The 20314-nt window shown below is 66.8% G+C and carries 19 protein-coding genes; 10 read left to right on the top strand and 9 right to left on the bottom strand.

The features are described 5' to 3' along the window. Positions 1-80: 80 nt before the first annotated feature. Positions 81-1874 (bottom strand): acyclic terpene utilization AtuA family protein, encoded by a 1794-nt coding sequence (locus LDJ84_RS19930; protein ID WP_226045321.1) that lies wholly within the window; start codon positions 1872-1874, stop codon positions 81-83. Between the two features lie 219 nt (positions 1875-2093). On the opposite strand from LDJ84_RS19930, the gene LDJ84_RS19925 reads away from it, so the two are divergent. Beyond that, entirely contained in the window at positions 2094-2714 is a 621-nt protein-coding gene (locus LDJ84_RS19925) for a TetR/AcrR family transcriptional regulator (protein WP_186352629.1), read from the top strand. Positions 2715-2758: 44 nt separating this feature from the next. Here LDJ84_RS19925 and LDJ84_RS19920 read toward each other — a convergent pair whose 3' ends face one another. The 3 genes from LDJ84_RS19920 to eat form a co-directional block, all read right to left on the bottom strand. After that, positions 2759-3523 (bottom strand): CPBP family intramembrane glutamic endopeptidase, encoded by a 765-nt coding sequence (locus tag LDJ84_RS19920; RefSeq protein WP_024764508.1) that lies wholly within the window; start codon positions 3521-3523, stop codon positions 2759-2761. A 99-nt stretch (positions 3524-3622) separates the two neighbouring features. Next, entirely contained in the window at positions 3623-3793 is a 171-nt protein-coding gene (locus LDJ84_RS19915; RefSeq protein ID WP_065084401.1) for a DUF2897 family protein, read from the bottom strand. Between the two features lie 240 nt (positions 3794-4033). Next, positions 4034-5398: an ethanolamine permease gene (gene eat / locus LDJ84_RS19910; RefSeq protein ID WP_024764509.1), complete on the bottom strand. Its 1365-nt coding sequence runs from the start codon at positions 5396-5398 to the stop codon at positions 4034-4036. A gap of 317 nt (positions 5399-5715) precedes the next feature. Between eat and LDJ84_RS19905 the strand changes: the two genes are divergently transcribed. From LDJ84_RS19905 to pyrF, 3 genes are all read left to right on the top strand, one after another. Beyond that, positions 5716-7017 (top strand): sensor histidine kinase, encoded by a 1302-nt coding sequence (locus tag LDJ84_RS19905; RefSeq protein WP_226045320.1) that lies wholly within the window; start codon positions 5716-5718, stop codon positions 7015-7017. Between the two features lie 2 nt (positions 7018-7019). Next, the gene (locus LDJ84_RS19900) at positions 7020-7943 is read left to right on the top strand and encodes a response regulator (RefSeq protein ID WP_226045319.1); all 924 of its coding nucleotides are present in this window, start codon (positions 7020-7022) and stop codon (positions 7941-7943) included. A 100-nt stretch (positions 7944-8043) separates the two neighbouring features. Further along, positions 8044-8742 (top strand): orotidine-5'-phosphate decarboxylase, encoded by a 699-nt coding sequence (pyrF, locus tag LDJ84_RS19895; protein WP_024764511.1) that lies wholly within the window; start codon positions 8044-8046, stop codon positions 8740-8742. Between the two features lie 157 nt (positions 8743-8899). On the opposite strand, the gene LDJ84_RS19890 is transcribed toward pyrF, so the two are convergent. Continuing rightward, positions 8900-9349: a multidrug/biocide efflux PACE transporter gene (locus LDJ84_RS19890; protein ID WP_170858406.1), complete on the bottom strand. Its 450-nt coding sequence runs from the start codon at positions 9347-9349 to the stop codon at positions 8900-8902. A gap of 122 nt (positions 9350-9471) precedes the next feature. On the opposite strand from LDJ84_RS19890, the gene LDJ84_RS19885 reads away from it, so the two are divergent. The 6 genes from LDJ84_RS19885 (at position 9472) to LDJ84_RS19860 (ending at position 16078) form a co-directional block, all read left to right on the top strand. Continuing rightward, a complete protein-coding gene (locus tag LDJ84_RS19885) occupies positions 9472-10332 on the top strand; it encodes a LysR family transcriptional regulator (RefSeq protein WP_024764513.1) in 861 nt (286 codons plus the stop codon). Between the two features lie 99 nt (positions 10333-10431). Then, positions 10432-11349, top strand: a complete 918-nt coding sequence (locus LDJ84_RS19880) for an AAA family ATPase (protein WP_170858407.1) — start codon at positions 10432-10434, stop codon at positions 11347-11349. A gap of 10 nt (positions 11350-11359) precedes the next feature. Next, the gene (locus LDJ84_RS19875; RefSeq protein WP_024764514.1) at positions 11360-12313 is read left to right on the top strand and encodes a DUF58 domain-containing protein; all 954 of its coding nucleotides are present in this window, start codon (positions 11360-11362) and stop codon (positions 12311-12313) included. Further along, the gene (locus tag LDJ84_RS19870; RefSeq protein WP_226045318.1) at positions 12310-14325 is read left to right on the top strand and encodes a DUF3488 and DUF4129 domain-containing transglutaminase family protein; all 2016 of its coding nucleotides are present in this window, start codon (positions 12310-12312) and stop codon (positions 14323-14325) included. Before LDJ84_RS19875 ends, LDJ84_RS19870 begins: the two co-directional genes overlap by 4 nt. A 69-nt stretch (positions 14326-14394) precedes the next feature. Then, complete coding sequence (locus LDJ84_RS19865) at positions 14395-15165, top strand: CHAD domain-containing protein (protein WP_038803745.1); 771 nt, start codon at positions 14395-14397, stop codon at positions 15163-15165. A gap of 112 nt (positions 15166-15277) precedes the next feature. Next, positions 15278-16078 carry an acyl-CoA thioesterase gene (locus LDJ84_RS19860; protein ID WP_226045317.1) on the top strand — a complete coding sequence of 267 codons (801 nt, stop codon included), beginning with the start codon at positions 15278-15280 and terminating at the stop codon, positions 16076-16078. An 11-nt stretch (positions 16079-16089) separates the two neighbouring features. Here the strand turns inward: LDJ84_RS19860 and LDJ84_RS19855 are convergent, their stop codons facing one another. From LDJ84_RS19855 to LDJ84_RS19840, 4 genes are all read right to left on the bottom strand, one after another. Next, the gene (locus tag LDJ84_RS19855) at positions 16090-17667 is read right to left on the bottom strand and encodes a GGDEF domain-containing protein (protein WP_024764517.1); all 1578 of its coding nucleotides are present in this window, start codon (positions 17665-17667) and stop codon (positions 16090-16092) included. After that, the gene (locus LDJ84_RS19850; RefSeq protein WP_226045316.1) at positions 17667-18071 is read right to left on the bottom strand and encodes a molybdopterin-dependent oxidoreductase; all 405 of its coding nucleotides are present in this window, start codon (positions 18069-18071) and stop codon (positions 17667-17669) included. The genes LDJ84_RS19855 and LDJ84_RS19850 overlap by 1 nt, the downstream gene beginning before the upstream one ends. Before the next feature lie 187 nt (positions 18072-18258). After that, a complete protein-coding gene (locus LDJ84_RS19845) occupies positions 18259-18618 on the bottom strand; it encodes an Mpo1-like protein (protein WP_024764519.1) in 360 nt (119 codons plus the stop codon). Between the two features lie 115 nt (positions 18619-18733). Continuing rightward, positions 18734-20212, bottom strand: coding sequence for a methyl-accepting chemotaxis protein (locus LDJ84_RS19840; RefSeq protein ID WP_024764520.1), 1479 nt, complete (start codon positions 20210-20212; stop codon positions 18734-18736). Positions 20213-20314 lie beyond the last annotated feature (102 nt).

The raw sequence follows: 20314 nt of genomic DNA, 5'->3' as shown, positions 1-20314 counted from the left end.
GGTATCCCGTAGGGCGGATGAAGCGGAACGCTTCATCCGCCGTTGTCGATGGGTGGATAACGCCGGTGGCGTTATTCGCCCTATGTTTGCAGCGAATCGGCGATGGCTTGCGGCACCGCCACCGGGAATTCCAGCAACTGCTGGGCGAAGGCCTTGCCCTGCGGGTCGATACGCAGGCTGGCGACACCGCCGCCGCCCAGGGCGTTTTCCAGCAGGAAGTTCAGGCTGTGTGTGCCTGGCAGGTGCCAGCGACTGACGCGGCCAAGCTGCGGGTCGAGCACGTGCTGCATCCACTCGGCCACCGCGCCTTCGCTCAGGGCCTCGGCGATCCACGGCAGGTATTCGGGCTGGCGCGCCATCACGCCGATGTTGCTGTGGTTGCCTTTGTCGCCGGAGCGCGCCACCGCCAGTTTCACCAAGGGCACGCTGGCCTGCGCCGGGCCAATGGCCGCCGGCACGGGAATGTCGTCGGCCAGCGCGACCGGGTCGAACTGGTCGATGGCGGGCAGGGCGACTGGCTGGCGCTCGCCGTCGATCTCCACGGCCAGCTCGCAGGCGTCCTTGTCGATCAGGAAGGAGAACAGGCGGATCACCGGGTACACGGTCGGGCGGCCACCGACGATGCCGGTCAGGCCCGGCGCCATGCCGGTGGCGGCCTGGGCGATCTCGCGGGAGAACAGCACCAGGGCTTCCTTGCGGCTGTGGCGCACGGCGAGCTTCACCACGATTTCGCGGCTGTCCTCGCGGCGCCCGTGCGGGCCATAGGTGGCCTCGCTGCCGAGCAGTTCGACACTCACTTCGCGATACGGCCCCCAGCCGCGTTCCATGAGGATTTCCTCGGTCTTGGCGATAATCGCCTGGCTGACCCGTTCGGCCTTCTTCACCGCGTCGATACCGGCGATCAGGCAACTGGCGGTGCAGCGGAAACCGTCCGGGTAGGTGGCGCTGACCTTGTACTGGCCGGTCGGCGGCAGGCCGCGCGCGCCACTGACGGCTACGCGGTTCTCGCCGACCTGGGCCAGCTGGACCTGGGTGAAATCGCAGATCACATCGGGCAGCAGGTAGGCGCGCGGGTCGCCGATCTCGTAGAGCATCTGCTCGCCCACCGACAGTGGCGTGACCAGCCCGCCGGTGCCCTGCGGCTTGGTAACGACGAATTCGCCGCCGGCCTGCACTTCGACGATGGGGAAGCCGATATGCTCGTAGTCCGGCACGCTTTCCCAGTCGGTGAAGTTGCCGCCGGTGCACTGCGCGCCGCATTCGATGATGTGCCCGGCCAGTGCGGCCTGGGCCAGCTTGTCGTAGTTGTTCCAGGCCCAGCCGAATTCGTGGACCAGCGCGGCGCTGACCACCGCGCTGTCCACCACGCGACCGGTGATGACGATGTCGGCGCCGGACTCCAGCGCCCGGACGATGCCGGGAGCGCCGAGGTAGGCGTTGATCGACACGCACATCGGCGGCATCGGTGCATCGCTGAACATCTCGCGGATGCCGGCCTTGGCCAGTTCACCCTGGCGCGGCTGCAGGTTGTCGCCGTGCACCACGGCGATCTTCAGCGCCACGCCGGCCTTTTCGCAGGCGGTGGCCAGGGCGTTGGCGCAGGCGCTGGGATTCACCCCGCCGGCGTTGCTGATCACGCGCACCTGCTTCGAAGCGATATCGCCCAGCAGGGGTGTCATCACGTCGACGAAATCGGTGGCGTAGCCGGCCTCGGGGTTCTTCAGGCGCGCGCCGGCCATGATCGACATGGTGATCTCGGCGAGATAGTCGAACACCAGGTAATCCAGCTGCGCGCCGCGCACCAGTTGAGCGGCGGCGGTGGAGGTATCGCCCCAGAAGGCGGAGGCGCAGCCGATACGTACGGATCTAGTCATTGTTCTGCCCGTGACGCTGAGTGATGGATCGACATTACCAAGCAAGCGCTTGGTTGAAAAGCCCCGAGTCGATGACTACCCCAACCATTGGATGGCCAAGCGCTTGCTTGGTTGGCACTCGCGGGCTTACATTTCGTCAGACAACACAAGCACTTGCGGGGCGATTCGATGAATTGCCCTGAGCAAGGTGGCCAGATGGGACCCATGGGGAGAGAAAGCGTGGATGACCGCAAAGCCCGCGAAGTCATGCTGGAGCTGGTCGGGACCGGGCAGATCACCGACCCGGAGAGCGCCCGTGGCAAGTTGCTGCAGACTGCCGCGCACCTGTTCCGCAGCAAGGGCTACGAGCGCACCACGGTGCGCGACCTGGCCGGCGCGGTCGGCATCCAGTCCGGCAGCATCTTCCATCACTTCAAGAGCAAGGACGAAATCCTGCGCTCGGTGATGGAGGAAACCATCCTCTACAACACCGCCCTGATGCGCGCCGCCCTGGCCGATGCCACGAACCTGCGCGAGCGCCTGCTGGCGCTGATCCGCTGCGAGCTGCAGTCGATCACCGGCGGTACCGGCGAGGCGATGGCAGTGCTGGTCTACGAGTGGCGCTCGCTGTCGGAAGAAGGCCAGGCCTACATCCTCAGCCTGCGCGACATCTACGAGCAGATGTGGCTGGAAGTGCTGGAGGAGGCGCGCGTGGCCGGATTCACTCAGGCTGATCCGTTCATCCTGCGGCGCTTCCTCACCGGGGCGCTGTCCTGGTCCATCACCTGGTTCCGCCCCGAGGGCAGCCTGACGCTGGACGAGCTGGCCGAGCAGGCGTTGCTGCTGGTGATGCGCGATTGAGGCTCTTGTAGGAGCAAGCTCGCTCCTACATGACTGCTACTGGCTTAGATAATTCGCAACGGATAACTGAACAGCAGCAGGTGCAGGCAGTTCACCGCCGCGTGCAGCAGCACGGGTACCGCCAGGCGGCCGCTGAAGTGGAAGGCCAGGCCGTAGCCCAGGCCGGCGATACCGGCGACGACGGCGAACAACGGGTTGATCGGCCAGTGCACCATGCCGAACAGCACGCTGGCGACCGCCACACCGGCAAAGGCGCCGAACCGGCGCACCAGTTCGCTCTGCAGCAGGCCGCGGAAGAACGCTTCCTCGGTCAGCGAGATCACGCAGATGTTGACCAGCATCCATAGCCAGAAGCCCGGCGGCCATTTCGGGTTCCACACCACCAGGCCGCCGGCCACTGCAACCAGGGGCACGGCGAACAGCGTGGTGACGATGACGATGGCAGCGAAGTCCGGCGAGCGCCTTTCCTCGGGCACCGGATCGCGGCGCAGCCACCAGGCGAGCAGGGTCGCACCGACCAGGGCCTTGTCCCAGGACAGGTGGAGGGCATAGACGGGAGCGTCGGGGCTGAGCTGGCGCACTGGCCAGAGTGTCCACGAGGTAGTGCCCGGCAACAGGTGCGCGGCGAGGGCAATACTGAGCACAAGGCAGACCAGCCACCACAGCAGGCGGGGCAGGCGGGTCTCGCCGCAGAGAGTCCAGGCGACATAGAACGCGCCGATCAGCAACCCCACTGGCTGGACGAATCCGAGCGCAAAACCGCAGAGCAACAACACGACTGGCAGCAGCGGCAGGAGTTTCCTGAGCATTCTTTCCTCCATCCAGGGAGGCGCAGTCTAGGCAATTTCGACTGCCACTGGCCATCGCTGTGGCCAGTTTTTACTGAAACGTCAGTCAGTTAGGACATTTCAGCGCTTATCTTCGGCTTCCTTGGCATCCATTTCGGCGTTGCGCTCATGGATGCGCTTGAGCTGTTCCTCGGTGAGCGGGAGCTTTTTCGCGGTGTCGCGCAGCATCATCAGCGCGCCGACGATGGAGCCCAGAGCTAGGGCGATGATCAACCAGGCATACCAGGGCATGGTCCCGTCTCCGACAGTGGCAGTGGAATATCACGATACGCTGTGATTCAGACCTTGTCAGGCGCGGACCGGTTCAGACTGATCGCCTCGCAGAGCTCGCTATCGCCCTTGAGCTTCACGCCACTGGCGTAGGACAGATCCTGCGGGCGCACATTGACTGAGCGCGGTTGTCGGGTGGGGATATGGCCTGGCGCTCGGATTATCCCGCGCCCCGCCACGAGGGCAGGGCGCGGACGGCGCTCAGGCACCCGTGAGCATGGCGTCCGCCGGGGCGCTGGCGCGATGGGCGGCGGTGAGCTGGAAGTAGACGAAACCCGCCGCCATGAAGGCCAGGAAGATCCCGGCGATCTGCAGGTTGAACCACACCATCGCCGCCAGGCACAGCACGGCCAGCGCCAGGGCGATGCCCGGCACCACGGGGAAGCCCGGCGCGCGGAAGCTGCGTTCCAGGTGCGGCTCGCTGCGGCGCAGCTTGAACAGGCTGAGCATGCTCATGATGTACATGACGATGGCGCCGAACACACTCATGGTGATCATCGCCGCGGTCAGGCTCATGCCCTGCAGGGCGATCAGGCCGTCGCTGTAGATCGCCGCGATGCCTACCAGGCCGCCGGCGATGATTGCCCGGTGCGGAGTCTGGAAGCGCGACAGCTTGGCCAGCCCGCGCGGCAGGTAGCCGGCGCGGGCGAGGGCGAAGAACTGCCGCGAGTAGCCGAGGATGATGCCGTGGAAGCTGGCGACCAGGCCGAACAGGCCGATCCACACCAGCATGTGCAGCCAGCCGGAGTTCTCACCGACCACCATCTTCATCGCCTGTGGCAGTGGGTCGTTGATGCCCGACAGGGCCTTCCAGTCGCCCGCGCCGCCGGCGAACAGCATGACGCCGATGGCCAGCACCACCAGGGTCAGGATGCCGCTGACGTAGGCCTTGGGAATGGTGCGTTTCGGGTCCTTGGCTTCCTCGGCGGCCATGGCCGCGCCCTCGATGGCGAGGAAGAACCAGATGGCGAAGGGAATCGCCGCGAAGATGCCGCTGATCGCCGCACCGCCGAAGCTGTCGGAGCCGGCCCAGCCGTTGAGCACGAAATTGCTGAAGCTGAAGCCCGGCGCAACCACGCCCATGAACACCAGCAACTCGCCCACTGCGAGGATGGTGACGATCAGCTCGAAGGTCGCCGCGATGCTGACGCCGAGGATATTCAGCGTCATGAAGATCAGGTACGCGCCGACCGCCGCGTGCTTCGGGTCGAGCGAAGGGAACTGCACGTTGAGGTACGCGCCGATGGCCATGGCGATGGCCGGCGGGGCGAAGACGAACTCGATCAGCGTGGCGAGGCCCGCCACCAGTCCGCCTTTTTCGCCAAAGGCGCGACGGCTGTAGGCGAAGGGCCCGCCGGCGTGAGGAATCGCCGTGGTCAGCTCGGTGAAGCTGAAGATGAAGCAGGTGTACATGGTTGCCACCAGCAGCGTGGTGACGAGGAAGCCGAGGGTGCCGGCCACGCCCCAGCCATAGCTCCAGCCGAAGTACTCACCGGAAATCACCAGGCCCACGGCGATGCCCCACAGGTGCAGGGTGCCGAGGGTGGGTTTGAGTTGCGTGCTCATGCGACGTCTCCTGAAGAGAAAGTCAGAGAAGAGAAAGTCCGAACGAGGATGAAAAACACGACCCGCTGATTCGTGCAGTGGCCGTGCCATGCCCGGAGATCAGGTCGCAAAGCCTGGTTTCGCGTCGTTTCGTGAACATTCGCGGCACATTGGCGTGCCTCGAATGGGGGCGCGGCGATTCGTTCAGGTGCGCGGTCCCGCGCTTGTTGCACGGCGATGACCGCAGCGTGACGCTTCGCGGAGCCGCGACGGCTGTCACAGGATGGCAATCTGCCGCTGGTCTACTGGCGCCCATTCCAGCGACCGGAGATTCGCCGATGACCACCCGCGCCCTGCACGAGCTGTTGCGCCAGGTAGCGCCCTTGGCCCCGGAGTTGAGCATCAGCGACGTCGCCGATCGCTTCCTCGATGCCGAGCACCGCGCCTTCCTCTCGCTGCCCGTGGTGGACGAGGCCGGGTTGCCGCTGGGGCTGGTCAGCCGCAACGGCCTGCAGGACATCTTTATGCAGCGCTTTGGCCGCGACCTCTGGGGCCGCCGTCCGGCCAGCGATGTGATGAATGCGCAGCCATTGAAGGTGCGCGCCGACCTGAGCCTCGAAGAAGCCTCGCAACAGGTCACCGCCCAACTGAGTTACCCGATCACCGAGGACTTCGTCCTGGTGGACGAACAGGGACGCTACCTCGGCCTGGGCACGGTGCTCGATCTGCTGAAAGCCATGGAGCAGCGCGTCGCCCAGCGCAACCGCGTGCTCAACAAGACGCTGCAGGACCTGCGAGAGTCCCAGGCGCAGCTGGTGCAATCGGAGAAGATGGCTTCCCTCGGGCAGATGGTCGCCGGCGTCGCCCACGAGCTGAACACGCCGCTGGGCTATGTGAAGAACAACGTCGCGCTGCTGCGCGAGCTGTTGCTGCCACTGCTCGGCCTTACCGAAGCCCAGGCCCTGTTCAACGAATGCCTGGACGACCCGGCCTGCGACCCCGAGCAATTGGCGCGCACTCGCGCAGCCTTCGAACAGGCCCGCGAAGAAGCGGCGTTGGAACAACTGGTGGGCGATCTCGACCAGTTGTTCGGCGACACCCATTTCGGCCTGGCGCAGATCGGCGAGCTGGTCGGCGGCCTGAAGGACTTCGCCCGCCTGGACCGCGCCCGCAGCGAAGAGGTCGACCTCAACGACTGCGTACGCAGCGCGCTGCTGATCGCCCGCAACAGCATCAAGGAAAAGGCCGAGGTTGCCACCCAGCTGGGCGCGCTGCCCAAGGTTGCCTGCGCCGCCAGCCAGATCAACCAGGTGCTGCTCAACCTGCTGACCAACGCCGCCCAGGCCATGGAGAAGTTCGGCCTGATCCAGGTGAAATCCTGGGCGGACGAAACCCATGTGCACCTCTCGGTCCAGGACAACGGCAAGGGCATGGACGAGGAGGTGCGCGCGCGCATCTTCGACCCCTTCTTCACCACCAAGCCGGTGGGGCAGGGCACGGGCCTGGGCCTGTCGATCAGCTACAAGATCGTCCAGGACCACGGCGGCCGCATCCGCGTGGCATCCGAACCCGGACGCGGCACACGATTCCTCATCAGCCTGCCGATCCAGCAGGCCAGCGAACTGAAACGGAGCGCCTGAACATGAGTCAGCAGCCTGTCCGCATCCTCTTCGTCGACGACGAGGAGCGCATCCTGCGCAGCCTTGCGATGCAGTTCCGCCGTCACTACGACGTGCTGGTGGAAACCGATCCGCACATGGCCCTGCAGCGCCTGCGCGAAGAGCACATCGATATTCTCGTCAGCGACCAGCGCATGCCGCAGATGACCGGCGCCGAGTTGCTCGCCCAGGCCCGGGAAATCGCCCCGGACACCCTGCGCATCCTGCTCACTGGTTACTCGGACCTCGACGCCGCGGTGGATGCGCTCAACAGTGGCGGCATCTTCCGCTACCTGACCAAGCCCTGGGACCCGCAGGAAATGGCCTTCACCCTGCGCCAGGCGGCCGAGATCGCCCAGCGACAGGCGCCGGCCGAGCCCATCGATACCAAGGCGATCAGCCGCGTCGTTGCGCCGCTCAACGTGCTGTTGCTGGACGAGGATGCCGAGACCCTGGCGTGCGTCGGCGAGTTCTGCAGCGCCGGTACCCACCAGCTGCACCGCGCGCGCAACCTCGCCGAGGCCATCGTGCGACTGAACAGCGAACCTATCGATATCCTGGTCAGTGACCTCAAGCTGGCCGGCGAAGACACCGCGCCGCTGCTCAAGTCCCTGGCGCAGGCTCATCCGCGCCTGCTGAGCATCGTCGTCACGCCGTTCCGCGACACCCAGGACCTGCTGGCGCTGATCAATCAGGCGCAGATCTTCCGCTACCTGCCCAAGCCGATCCGCCGCGGCCTGTTCGAGAAGGGCCTGAAGGCCGCCGCCGAGCAGGCGCTGCTCTGGCGCGCCCAGCCGGAGCAGAAAGTCGCGCGCATCGCCGAGGTGCCTCGCGAGGATCGTGAGCGAGAGAAAGTGGGCAGCCTGCTGGGCATGCTCGGCCGCCTTCGCGAGCGGCTGAGTGCCTGATCGCCGTCGGCGACGGAGCATTCCTGCCGGGCGGGCTACGGAAGTCGGCGCGTTTCTGCGACAATGCGCGCCGATTTTTTCGATACCCGCGAGAGAGCCCATGTCCGCCTGCCAGACCCCGATCATCGTCGCCCTGGATTTCCCCACCCGCGAAGCCGCGCTGGCGCTGGCTGACCAGCTCGATCCGAAGCTGTGCCGGGTGAAGGTGGGCAAGGAACTGTTCACCAGTTGTGCTGCCGGTATCGTCGAGACTCTGAACAGCCGCGGCTTCGAAGTCTTCCTCGACCTGAAATTCCACGACATCCCCAATACCACCGCGATGGCCGTGCGCGCCGCCGCCGAGATGGGCGTGTGGATGGTCAACGTGCACTGCTCCGGCGGCCTGCGCATGATGAGTGCCTGCCGCGAGACTCTGGATGCCTTCAATGGTCCGTCGCCGCTGCTGATCGGCGTGACCGTGCTGACCAGCATGGAGCGCGAGGACCTGGCCGGCATCGGCCTGGACGTCGAGCCCCAGGAGCAGGTACTGCGTCTGGCTGCGCTGGCGCAGAAGGCCGGCATGGACGGCCTGGTCTGCTCCGCCCAGGAAGCGCCGGCGCTGAAAGCTGCGCATCCGGCACTGCAACTGGTCACCCCCGGCATCCGCCCGGCTGGCAGCGCCCAGGACGACCAGCGTCGCATCCTCACCCCGCGCCAGGCGCTGGACAACGGCTCCGACTACCTGGTGATCGGCCGCCCGATCAGCCAAGCCGCCGACCCGGCCAAGGCACTCGCCGAGATCGCTGCCAGCCTGGCCTGATCGCGTTCTTTCGGACATGAAAAAGCCCGCAGCGATGCGGGCTTTTTTGTTTGTGCTTTTTGTAGGAGCGAGGGGCGCGCCCAGTCCTTGCTCGCGAACAAATCTCCCGGCAGCACATGAGCTGGGCGGTTCGCGAGCAAGCTCGCTCCTACAGGTTTCAGCTGTGCGCTTGAGCGGTGGTTTGCGCGCGATTGATCAGCCGCTCGCGCACAACGTCGTACACCCAGTTGAATACCAGCGCGTACGGCAGGAAGAACAGCACCAGGCCGATGTCGAGGATGAAGGCTTCCAGCAGGCTCACCGACAGCCACCAGGCGGCCAGCGGCACCAGCAGGACGATCAGGCCGAGCTCGAACAGCGAGGCGTGCAGCACGCGCACCGACAGGGTGCGGCTGAAGCCCATGCGGTTCTGCGCACGGTCGAAGGCGGCGTTGAATAGCATGTTCCACAGGGTGGCGATGGCCGAGAACATCAGGGTCATGGCGCCCATGTGGCCCAGGGGTTTGTCCATCAGCCAGGCCAGGGTCGGCGCGCAGATGACGACCGCCAGCAGTTCGAAAAGGCCGGCGTGGAACATCCGTTCCTTCAGGGTTTTAGTCGGGCTCATGGGGTTTCTCCAGATAAGGCAGTGGCAGGCCGACTCCGTCGGTCTGGCGCCATTATCATCGGTCGACCGGCTGGATCTAAGTTGGATACCATCGGTTTAACCGATGGTAGAGGTGTCGCTCCATGCAATATTCCCCCGAATCCCTGCAGGCCTTCGCCGAGGCCGCATGCCTGGGCTCGTTCAGCGCCGCCGCGCGCAAGCTGGGCAAGAGCCAGTCCACCGTCAGCGAGGCCATCGCGCGGCTGGAGATCGATCTGGGGCTGACCCTGTTCGACCGCAGCAGTCGCCAGCCGCAACTGACCGAAGCCGGCCACGCGCTGCTCGGGCGGGTGGAGGAAGTGCTGATGGCCAACGACCGCCTCGGCCAGCTCGCCCATCAGCTGGTAGGCGGGCTGGAGTCGCGGGTGACCCTGGCGATGTCGGACACCTACCAGTCCGCCGAATTCGAGGCGCGGCTGGCGGAGATCGATGCGCGCTACCCGGACCTGGAGTTCGAGTGGCTGATCGCCGAGGACAGCGATGTGCTCGATCTGGTTGTTCAGGGGCGCGCCAGCCTGGGGCTGCTTGCCGCTCAAAAGGATTACGCGCCGGATATCAGCTCTGCAACCTTGAGCGAACAGGCGGAGTTCGGCCTGTTCGTAAGCCGCGACCACCCGCTGGCTGGCCGCGAGCACGTGGAGCGCGAAGACCTGCTGGCCTACCGCGCCTTGCGCCTGAATACCTATCTGGACGATGCCGCACCGCTGCTGGGCGGGCGCTGCTGGAGCGCACCGAACTACCTGTTGTTGCTGGACATGGCGGTGCTCGGCTTCGGCTGGATCGAATTGCCCAGTTGGATGGTAGGACGCTTCGCCGGCGGGCGTATGCAGGAGCTGAAGGTTGCCGGCTGGCCGCGCCGAGTGGCGGTGGATGTGATCTGGTCGCGGCAACGACGCCTGGGGCCGGCCGCGAGTTGGCTGGCGGAGCGGCTGCTGGGCCGTTGAGGCGCTCTGCATCACAGTTTCCGGACTAAATGTGTCGGGGCCTTTGATGCCCGGCGTGACACCAGTAGGATCGGAGTTTTCCTAGATTGTGAGGTCAGGATGCGCGCCAAGCTGGAGAATTGTCTGAAGGCAGTTGACGAAGTCCTGCTCGGCAAGGAGGTTCAGGTAAGGCTGGCGCTGACCTGCCTGCTGGCGCGCGGTCACCTCCTGATCGAAGACTTGCCCGGCATGGGCAAGACCACCCTCAGCCATGCCCTGGCGCGTGTGCTGGGCCTGGGGTTCCAGCGTATCCAGTTCACTTCCGACCTGCTGCCCGGCGACGTGCTGGGCACTTCGGTGTTCGACAAGGACAGCGGGCAGTTCGTCTTCCATCCCGGGCCGATCTTCTCCGAGCTGGTGCTGGCCGACGAGATCAACCGCGCCACCCCCAAGAGCCAGAGCGCGCTGCTCGAGGCGATGGAGGAAGGGCAGGTGACCATCGAGGGCGCGACCCGGCCGCTGCCCGAACCCTTCTTCGTCATCGCCACGCAGAACCCGGTGACCCAGGGCGGCACCTTTGCGCTGCCTGAATCCCAGCTCGACCGCTTCCTCATGCGCCTGTCCCTGGGTTACCCCGGCCGCGCCGCCGAGAAGGCGTTGTTGCTGGGCGAAGCTCGCCGCGACCTGCTGCCGCGCCTGGAACCGATGCTCGACCCGCAGGAACTGCAGGCGCTGCAGGGCGAGGTGCTGGCGGTGCGCGCCAGCGATGCGCTGGTGGACTACGTGCTGCGCCTGGTGGAAGCCACGCGCACCCAGCCGGCCTTTGCCCTGGGCCTGTCACCGCGGGGCAGCCTGGCGCTGCTGGCAGCGGCCCGCGCCTGGGCGTTGCTGGCCGGGCGCGACTACGTCATCCCGGAGGACGTACAGGCCGTACTGCCCTCGGTGGCCGGCCACCGCCTGCGCGACCAGGCCGACCCGGCCGGGCATGGCGGCGGTGCGTTGGTGCAGTGGTTGTTGCGCGAAGTTCCGGCTCTCTGAGGGGCACGCCATGCTCGTCAAGGTCAGGCCACTGTGGCAGAGCTGGATAGCCCGGCGCATACCGCCGTCTCCCTCGCTGCAGCTCAACCAGCGCCGCATCTTCATCATCCCCACTCGGCAGGGCCTGGCGTTCGGCGTCGCGCTGTTGCTGATGCTGCTGACCGCGATCAACTACCAGAACAGCCTGGCCTATGGCCTGACCTTCCTTCTGCTGTCGCTGTTCATCGTCGCCATCCTCCACACCTACCGCAACCTGGGCGGCCTGCGTCTGTCGGCGCTCGGCGCGCAGCCAGTGTTCGTCGGCGAGCAGGCAGCCTTCCGGGTGCGCCTGGAGGGCGAAGGGCGCAACCGGCAGGCCATCGGCCTGGGGTGGGAAGCCGAGCGCATGCAGTTCGCCGATGTCACGGCGGACCACGCCGAAGAGTTGCTGCTGAGCGTGCCAGCCGAGCGCCGTGGCTGGTTGCGCCCTGGTCGCCTGCGGGTGGAGAGTCGCTTCCCGCTGGGCTTGCTGGTCGCCTGGAGCTGGGTCGACCTGGACCAGTCGGTGCTGGTCTACCCGCATCCGCAGCCCGGCGACCTGCCGCTGGAAAGCGGGGCGGCGGAGAACGACGAGGAAGGCGTGCGGCCCAGCGGGCGCGGCGTCGATGATTACCAGGGCCTGCGGCCCTACCAGCCGGGCGATTCGCGCCGGCGCTTGCACTGGAAGGCCTACTCCCGTGGCCAGGGCCTGCTGGTGAAGGATTTCTCCGCGCTGGCCGGGCGCAACATCTGGCTGGAGTTCGACAGCCTGGGCGGCGACACCGAGGGGCGCCTGTCCCGGCTGTGCTTCTGGGTCCTGCAGCTCACGCGGCGCCAGCAGCCGTTCGGCCTGCGCCTGCCGGATGCGCAACTGGCGGTCGGCCTGGACGATGCCCATCGCGACGCCTGCCTGCGCGCTCTGGCGTTGCACGGGACGAAGCGATGAGCAGTGCGACCGCCACTTCCTCCCAGCCCATTCCACGGGTGGCCCTGACCTGGCTGCTGGTGGCCCAGGCGGTGGTGATCATCCCGCACCTGGAACATCTGCCGCTGTGGGTCGTCGCCCTCTGGCTGGGTTGCGCCGCCTGGCGCATCCAGGTGTTTCGCATGCGCGCCAACTACCCCAGTGGTATCGCCAAGCTGGCGCTGGTGGCGTTGGCCGGGTTGGGCGTGTGGTTTTCCCGCGGCTCGCTGCTCGGCCTGGATGCCGGCGTGGTGCTGCTGATCTCGGCCTTCGTGGTCAAGCTGGTGGAGCTCAAGACTCGCCGCGATGCCTGGGTACTGATCCTGCTGGGGTTCTTCGCGGTTACCACCAGTTACCTGTTCCAGGATGACATCCTCGCCGCCGCCTTCAGCTTGCTGCCGGTGCTGGCGCTGCTCGCGGCGGCCATCGGCCTGCAGCAGAGCGGTTTCGCCGCGCGCCCGATGCCGACCTTGCGCCTGGCCGGCGGTCTGCTGCTGCAAGCCTTGCCGCTGATGCTGCTGCTTTTCCTATTGTTCCCGCGCATGGGGCCACTGTGGTCGCTGCCAATGCCCGGCGACAAATCCATGACCGGGCTGAGTGACAGCATGGCGCCCGGCGACATGGTGGAACTGAGCCAGTCTGCTGCGCTGGCTTTTCGAGTGAGCTTCGACGGCAGCCCGCCGCCGCGCTCGCAATTGTACTGGCGCGCCCTGACCCTGGAACGCTTCGACGGCGTGCGCTGGAGTACCGCGTTCCAGCGTGGCGACCGTGAGCCGCAATGGCAGCGGCAGGGGCAGCCCTTGCAGTACCAGGTGATCATGGAGCCCAACGGTCGGCCCTGGCTGTTCGGGCTGGATGTGGCGCAGGCCAGCCTGGGCGATGCGCGGATGATGAGCGACTTCCACCTGGAGCGGCGCCTGCCGGTACGCCAGGGGCTGCTCTACCGCGCCACCTCCTGGCCGCACGCTCTGCTGGAGCCGGACGACGCCACCCGCGCACAACGGATCAACCTCGCCTTGCCGCAGGGCGGCAATCCCCAGGCCCGCGCCTGGGCGCGACAACTGCGCGAACGCTACCCACAGCCGGCCGAGCTGGTGCAGGCGATGCTCCGGCACTTCCGCGAGCAGCCGTTCCGCTACACACTCCGCCCGCCGGATGTTGGCCCGGAGCGCATCGACGGTTTCCTGTTCGACACCCGGGCCGGCTTCTGCGAGCACTATGCCGGCGCCATGACCTTCGTCCTGCGCGCGGCGGGGATTCCGGCTCGCGTGGTGACCGGCTACCAGGGGGGCGAGGCCAGCGCGTCGGGCAACTACCTGGCGATCCGCCAGTTCGATGCCCACGCCTGGGTGGAGTACTGGCAGCCGGGCCGCGGGTGGACGCGCGTTGACCCCACGGGCGCCGTATCGCCCGAGCGGATCGAGCAAGGGCTGGAGGCGGCCATGAGCCAGGAAGGCAGCTTCCTCGAGGCCGATCCGTTTTCACCCCTGCGCTACCGGAACTTCGCGCTGCTCAACGAACTGCGCATGGCCTGGGACGACGTCAACTACGGCTGGCAGCGCTGGGTGCTGGGTTACCAGGCCGAGCAGCAGGGCGACATGCTGAAGAACTGGTTCGGCGGACTGGACCGGCAGTGGATCGGCGCCCTGCTGGTGGGCGGTGGCGCGCTGTTGCTGGCTGTGCTGGCGCTGGTGCTGTTCAAGCCCTGGCGGCGCACCACCGATCTCCAGTTGCAGAGCTTCCAGCGTTTCGAAAGGATGCTCGCGCCCCTGGGGGTGCATCGCGAGCCGGGGGAGGGCGCGCGGGACTTCTGCCGGCGCGCGAGCAGGGTCCTCCCGGCCCACGCGCAGGCGATCCGCAGCTACCTGGAAGCCTTCGAAGCACAGCGCTATGGCGGAGCCGCCACCGCTCCGGCCCAATTGCGTGCGCACCTGGCGCGCCTGCGTCGCGAACTGCCCTGGCGCTTGTGGTCTGCGCGCAGAAACGGGACGTGACATCGCGGCCCTTGCCGGTGTGCTGGCGGGGGCTAACCTGATAGCTCACCCTCTGGCGTGGAGCCTGCCGTGACCTCCTTCTGCGATTACCTGGTAAGCCATCTGATCGAGCAGGAGGTCGCGTTGTTCTCCGCGTCCTCCCGCCTGAAGGCGGAGTCCGATCCCGAGGCGCTGCACGACCTGCGCATCGCTGTGCGCCGGCTGCGCAGTCTGCTGCACCCGGTGCGGGGCATGCCGGGGATCGACGAACTGGAGCAGGCGCTGGGTGATATGGGCCGTCTCAGCGGTCCGCTGCGTGATCTGGAAGTGCTGCTGCCGGCGCTGGAGGCCGAGGGCTACGAGCGTGCCGCCGCGCTGCGCCGGCCGGCGCTGATTTCCGGCTATGCCACGCTGCTCGCCAGCCCGCAGTGGGAGCGTCTGCTGCTGCGCCTGGATGGCTGGCCGCAGCTGTGGCGAACAGCGGAGCGCCATGGCGTGCTCAAGGGGTTGCACGGTAAGGTGGAGAAGCGCCTTGCCCGGGAATGGCGGAAGCTGCGCGACGCGCTGGAAGATCCGGCCCACGATCGCCATCGCTTGCGCCTGCTGATCAAGCGCGTGCGCTATTCGCTGGAGGCCTATCCGAAGGAGTCGGCGGTGCCGCAGCGACTGCTCGCGCCGCTGAAGGATGCGCAATCGGCCTTGGGCGACTGGCATGACTACGAGCAGTGGCTGATCCGCAGCGAGCGCGAACTCGACCTGATGCCCTTGCAGCCGCACTGGAACGCCCGCCACGACCTCGCCGAGCGCCTCGCCGACGAGAGCCTCGAAGCCCTGCGGAAAGCGCTGCATAGGGCTCGTTGATGACAGGGCATTTCCTGCAAGGGACAAGGCTTTGGATGGTTTGCCGGGGCTGCCGGTGCCCCTAAGATCGCAACCAGCTGCCATTTTCCAGAAGCCTCAGGGAAGTCCGATCATGTCCTTCAGCGAACTGCTCCGGGCGGTGCGTGCCGCACCGCTGTCCATTGTCATCCCCGCCGCCTGGGCGCAGGGCCGTGCGAGTTTCGGCGGCCTGGTGGCGGCGCTGGCCTACGAGGCCATGGCGGCGGTGGCCGAGGCCGGACGACCGGTGCGTTCGCTGGCGATCACTTTCGTCGGCCCCATCGAGGTGGAAGTGCCGGTGAGCTTCGAGGCCGAAGTGCTGCGGGAGGGCAAGTCGGTCAGCCAGGTATTCTGCCGCGCGGTGCAGAACGGGCAGGTGGTGCTGCTGGCGCAAGGCAGCTTCGGTGTGGGACGCGAATCCACCGTGCAGATGGACGGCCTGCCGCCACCGATGTTCAAGGCCGTCGAGGACTGCCAGGAGCTGCCGTACATTCGCAAGCTGATGCCGGCCTTCACCCAGAATATCGCCATGCGCTGGGCGGTCGGGCACATGCCGTTCTCGGCCAGTCGCGAGCGCGAGATGGGTGGCTGGATGCGCTTCCGCGGCGGCGACGTGGGCGAGGAGCCGATGGAGATCAGCCACCTGCTGGCGCTGATCGACGCCTGGCCGCCGGCCAACCTGCCGCATCTGAAATCGCCAGCGCCTTCCAGCTCGCTGACCTGGACCGTGGAGTTCGTCCAGCCGCTGCCCTCGATGCCGGCCAATGGCTGGTGCCAGTACCTGGCGACCATCGAGCATGCCCGCGACGGTTACGGGCACATCGCCGCCCAGACCTGGTCGGCCGATGGCCTACTCCTGGCGATCGGCCGGCAGACGGTGACCATCTTCGGCTAGGGCTGCCCCCGCTAAATGCCGGGTGCGGTCTCCGTGCGGTTGCGGCCGCCGGCCTTGGCCCGGTAGAGGGCCCGGTCGGCGCGGGCGAGCAGGTCCTCCAGGCGCAGCTCGCCTTCGCGCCGGGCCGCCACGCCGATGCTCAGGGTGAGACGCACGCGGCTGCCGTCTTCGCTGGTGAAGGACAGTGCCTGGACGCTGTTGCGTACCCGCTCGGCGACCTGCAGCGCCTGCTGCAGGTCGGTTTCGGGAAGGATTGCGGCGAACTCCTCGCCACCCAGGCGGCCAAGCAGGTCCACTTCGCGCAGTCCCTGCGTCAACTCCTTCGCCACGGCTTGAAGCACGGCATCGCCGAAGGCATGGCCGTGGGTATCGTTGATCGGCTTGAAGAAGTCGATGTCCAGCATCAGCGCCGAGCACTGGCGGTCGTAGCGCTGTGCGCTCTTGAGCAGGGCGACGCCGCGTTTGACGAAGGCATGGCGGTTCTGCAGGCCGGTCAGCGGATCGGTGGTGGCCAGCAGGCGCAACTCCTGTTCCATGGTCTTGCGCTGGTTGATGTCGAAGCTCCACACCAGCGAGGCGGGGCGTCCGTCCACCTCCATGCGCCGCGCCCAGACGATCGCCCAGAAAGGCGGATTGCCCGCCAGGCGGGTCTCCCAACTGTCCAGTTGGCCGTGATCGGCCAGGGACTGGCGGAAGCGTGCTTCCTCGTCGGGATCGTCGAACAGTCGACTCAGGGTGAAGGGTTCGTGCGGGCGGATGCCGGTGCGCTGTAACAGCCGCGGGCTGACGTAGTGGGCGCGGGAGTCTTCGTCGCTGAGCAGCGCCACGTCGCTGGGGCTGGTGTCGAGGATATAGCGCAGCAGCGCCTTGCGTTCGCTCAATTCCTGGGTGCGCTGCTCGACGCGCTGCTCCAGCGACTGGTTGAGGTCATGCAGGCGCTGGGTGAGCAGGAGCTTGCGCCGCGAATTGGCGATCACCCGCAAGGCCAGCAGCACACTGCACAGGCCGAGGCCGAAAAGCACCCAGGCCAGCAGGTTGAAGGCGCGCTGCAGGTCCTGGCGTTCGGCGTCCATGTAGTTGGTCAGGGCAATGTTGGTGACCACCACCAGTTCGTGGGTGGGTTCGAGCAGAGGCGGCAGCTCGTGCAGCATCTCGCCGGCCAGCAGTTTCGCAGCCTGCGGCTGCCCCCATGGCGCACGCTTGAGCCAGGCGTCACTCAGGTGCTGGATCTTTTCCAGGGTTGCCTGCACTTCCGGGCGGGGTACGGCCAGGTAGTTGTAGACGGGCGTATTACGCAGCGGCGGCAGGAGGCTGGCGAGCACTTCGACACGGGTTGCCAGGGCATCGCTGTCGCTCTCCCCGGCGAGTACCTGCCGGGCGCTGTTCAACGAGCGCTCCAGCTCGGCCCGCAGCTGGTAGGCCTGCCACAGCTCGCTGTGGGCATCGGGATGGGCCAGTTGGCGGACATGCTGGTGCACCATCAGCAGCGCGGCGCCGGCGCCGGCGGTCAGCGCCGCGATCAGGCCGCTGAGGATGATGACGGTCAGGCGGCGATAGCGCCGCCTGGGAAGTTGCGGGGGCACGGCGATCACTCCAGGGTAATGCGGCTTACCTGCCAGACGGTGCGGTTGAAATAGACCTGGGTCCGCAACTCCGGGTAATCGAGCATCGGGTAGATGACGAACAGCGGGCCGCGCTCGGCGATACCGATGGGTTGGCCGTCGCGGCGGTAGGCGAGGATCGGGTCGAAGGCGTCCAGGTCGCTCAGTGGAATCAGCGCGGAGTAGTCGTTGAGTGCCTCGACCCGCAGGCGCTGGGCGTCGCTGCGCTCGAAGCCGGCGAGCAGGATGCTCAGGCGCACGCCTTGCCAGCCATGGACCCGGGTTTCTTCCGGGAGCATCGAGCGCCGCTCGCTCTGCGGCAGCGCTTCAAGCTCGCGCAGGCTGTAGTGGCGCTGGAGTTGCGGCTGGCCTTTGACTGCAATGGTCAGCACGGTGCGCTCGGCCGTCGATTCCGGGGCTGAGTTCGCAGTCGTGACAATAAACAGGCAGGCAAAAAAGCCAATAAAATGACGAAAGGCCGACATCTCAACAGCTCGCGACGAAATCTCGACGATTATATCGGCGAACCTGCCCGGTACTTGAATGGCCGCAATGCCGCGCCCTGCTCTTATGGCCGGCTCAGCGCCCGCGATTGCGCCAGGCACGCCACCAGGCGCCGCTCAAAACAAAGCGCGGGAAGGTGACGAACTGCTCGACCAGCAGACGGCTGACGGCGTCCTTGCGGTCCTTAAAGGGTTCGGGCGCCTGCTCTTCAAGCTTGTGCCCGCGGCCCTGGATGGCCAGCGAGGCGACCATGCCGATCACCCCCAGCAGGATCGCCGACAGGCTCAGACCGAACAGCCCGCTGAGCAGGGTCAGGGCGCCGAGGATGAACAGCGGCACGGCGATGATGTGCAACGCCAGGTTGGTCGGGTTGCGGTGATTGGCGGCGTAGCCCTGCCACTGCCAGGCGAGGAGGTTGGGATGACGTTTGCCCATGTGGGTGCTCCCGAGACTGAAAGGCCCGCCTGAGCGCAGGCGGGCGGACTATCAGCAGTCTAGGTGCTGCGCCGAAGCCCGCGCCAATGGACGCAGGCTATGCGGGCGATAGGGATTACAGGCGCAGCTGGCGGATGGCGCGGCTGAGCTCGCCGGCGAGGTCCGCCAACTGGTGGCTGGTGCCGGCCGAGTCCACGGTCTGCTGCACCGTGTGTTCGGTCACGTCGCGGATACCGACGACCGAGCGGGTCATTTCCTCGGCGACCTGGCTCTGCTGCTCGGCGGCCACGGCGATCTGGGTATTGCTCTCGCGCATCAGCGCCACCGCCGAAGCGATCGCCGCCAGGGCTTCGCCGGCTTCACGGGCTTGCTCTACGCAGCCGTCGGCCTTGATCGAGCTTTCCTGCATGAATTCCACGGCGTCGCGGGTGCCGGACTGCAGCGCATTGATCATCTGGGTGATCTCGTCGGTGGAGTCCTGCACGCGCTTGGCGAGGTTGCGCACTTCATCGGCCACCACGGCGAAACCGCGACCCATCTCGCCGGCGCGGGCGGCCTCGATGGCGGCGTTGAGAGCCAGCAGGTTGGTCTGTTCGGCGATGCCGTGGATCACGCTGACCACGCTGCTGATCTTGTGACTGTCCTGAGCCAGCTGCTGGATCATCTCGGCGGTCTGCTGCACGCCCTGGGACAACCCGGCGATGGACTGGCCAACGCGACCGACGACCTGCTGGCCATTGCCGGCGAGGCGGTCGGCCTCCTGCGACTGGTCACGGGTGTCGGCGGCATGCTGGGCGATGTGGTGGACGGTGGTGGACATCTCGTTGATGGCGGTGGCGGCCTGGTCGGTCTCGCTCTGCTGGCCGAGCATGCCCTGGCGCACCTGGCCCATGCTGTTGGCAAGGCTGCGCGCGCCTTCGTCGAGGCGCCCGGCGGCCTGGGCAACGGTGCCGACCACGCGCTGGTAGCCGGCCTGCATGGCGTTGAAGGCAGTGGCCATCTGGCCGACTTCGTCGCGGCTTTCCAGCGGCACGCGGGCGGACAGATCGCCGCTCTTTTCCACGTGCAGCATCACGTCGCGCAGGGTCAGCAGGTGCGTGAGGATGAAGCGGATCAGCAATTGCGAGGCGGCCAGCAGGGCCAGCATCAGCACCAGCACGGCGCCGGCGAAGGGCAGGGCGCGGTCTTCGAAGACGCTCCAGAAGTCGGCGCCGGGGGCGAGCACGGCAACGCGCTGGCCGTTGCCGATATCCTGCACGTAAGCGCCGGCCAGTGCGCCGTTGCGGTTCTGCGCATCCTGCAGGTCCACCCAGCCGCTGGCGCGGGCGAGGGCCGAGCCGTCGACACCGGTGATCTGCGGGGCGCTGCCGGCGGCGAAGCTGACGAGGTTCGGCGAAGTCGGCAGCGCCGAGCCCGCCGGCCAGCCCTTGAGCATCTGGGCCTGGGCTTCGGCACCCTGGCGTGCCTGCTGGTTGCGCCCATCGAGCTCCTGGTGCATGGCGAACAGCACCAGCAGCAGAGTGGTGACGAAGGCGACCGCGTTGACGGCCCAGAATTTGTACTTGAGGGAAATATCGCGGATCCAGGCGGCCATAGATGTCTTCTTGTCGGTCGAATAGTGGCAGGGCGCCATTATTGTCGTGAAAAGGGATGAAGGTGGCCATTGATGGGAATCAAGCCACCTTCCGCTCCCGAC

Source organism: Pseudomonas sp. HS-18, from assembly GCF_020401845.1.
Classification (GTDB): Bacteria; Pseudomonadota; Gammaproteobacteria; order Pseudomonadales; family Pseudomonadaceae; genus Pseudomonas; species Pseudomonas nitroreducens.
The sequence above is the reverse complement of the archived record's forward strand: the minus strand, read 5'-3'. Positions and strand labels throughout refer to the sequence as shown.

Excerpts from the sequence above, each read along its gene's own strand:
- LDJ84_RS19930 (WP_226045321.1), bottom strand. The coding sequence starts at position 1,874 with ATGACTAGATCCGTACGTATCGGCTGCGCCTCCGCCTTCTGGGGCGAT.
- LDJ84_RS19920 (WP_024764508.1), bottom strand. The coding sequence starts at position 3,523 with ATGCTCAGGAAACTCCTGCCGCTGCTGCCAGTCGTGTTGTTGCTCTGC.
- LDJ84_RS19915 (WP_065084401.1), bottom strand. The coding sequence starts at position 3,793 with ATGCCCTGGTATGCCTGGTTGATCATCGCCCTAGCTCTGGGCTCCATC.
- eat (WP_024764509.1), bottom strand. The coding sequence starts at position 5,398 with ATGAGCACGCAACTCAAACCCACCCTCGGCACCCTGCACCTGTGGGGC.
- LDJ84_RS19905 (WP_226045320.1), top strand. The coding sequence starts at position 5,716 with ATGACCACCCGCGCCCTGCACGAGCTGTTGCGCCAGGTAGCGCCCTTG.
- LDJ84_RS19900 (WP_226045319.1), top strand. The coding sequence starts at position 7,020 with ATGAGTCAGCAGCCTGTCCGCATCCTCTTCGTCGACGACGAGGAGCGC.
- pyrF (WP_024764511.1), top strand. The coding sequence starts at position 8,044 with ATGTCCGCCTGCCAGACCCCGATCATCGTCGCCCTGGATTTCCCCACC.
- LDJ84_RS19890 (WP_170858406.1), bottom strand. The coding sequence starts at position 9,349 with ATGAGCCCGACTAAAACCCTGAAGGAACGGATGTTCCACGCCGGCCTT.
- LDJ84_RS19885 (WP_024764513.1), top strand. The coding sequence starts at position 9,472 with ATGCAATATTCCCCCGAATCCCTGCAGGCCTTCGCCGAGGCCGCATGC.
- LDJ84_RS19880 (WP_170858407.1), top strand. The coding sequence starts at position 10,432 with ATGCGCGCCAAGCTGGAGAATTGTCTGAAGGCAGTTGACGAAGTCCTG.
- LDJ84_RS19875 (WP_024764514.1), top strand. The coding sequence starts at position 11,360 with ATGCTCGTCAAGGTCAGGCCACTGTGGCAGAGCTGGATAGCCCGGCGC.
- LDJ84_RS19870 (WP_226045318.1), top strand. The coding sequence starts at position 12,310 with ATGAGCAGTGCGACCGCCACTTCCTCCCAGCCCATTCCACGGGTGGCC.
- LDJ84_RS19860 (WP_226045317.1), top strand. The coding sequence starts at position 15,278 with ATGTCCTTCAGCGAACTGCTCCGGGCGGTGCGTGCCGCACCGCTGTCC.
- LDJ84_RS19845 (WP_024764519.1), bottom strand. The coding sequence starts at position 18,618 with ATGGGCAAACGTCATCCCAACCTCCTCGCCTGGCAGTGGCAGGGCTAC.
- LDJ84_RS19840 (WP_024764520.1), bottom strand. The coding sequence starts at position 20,212 with ATGGCCGCCTGGATCCGCGATATTTCCCTCAAGTACAAATTCTGGGCC.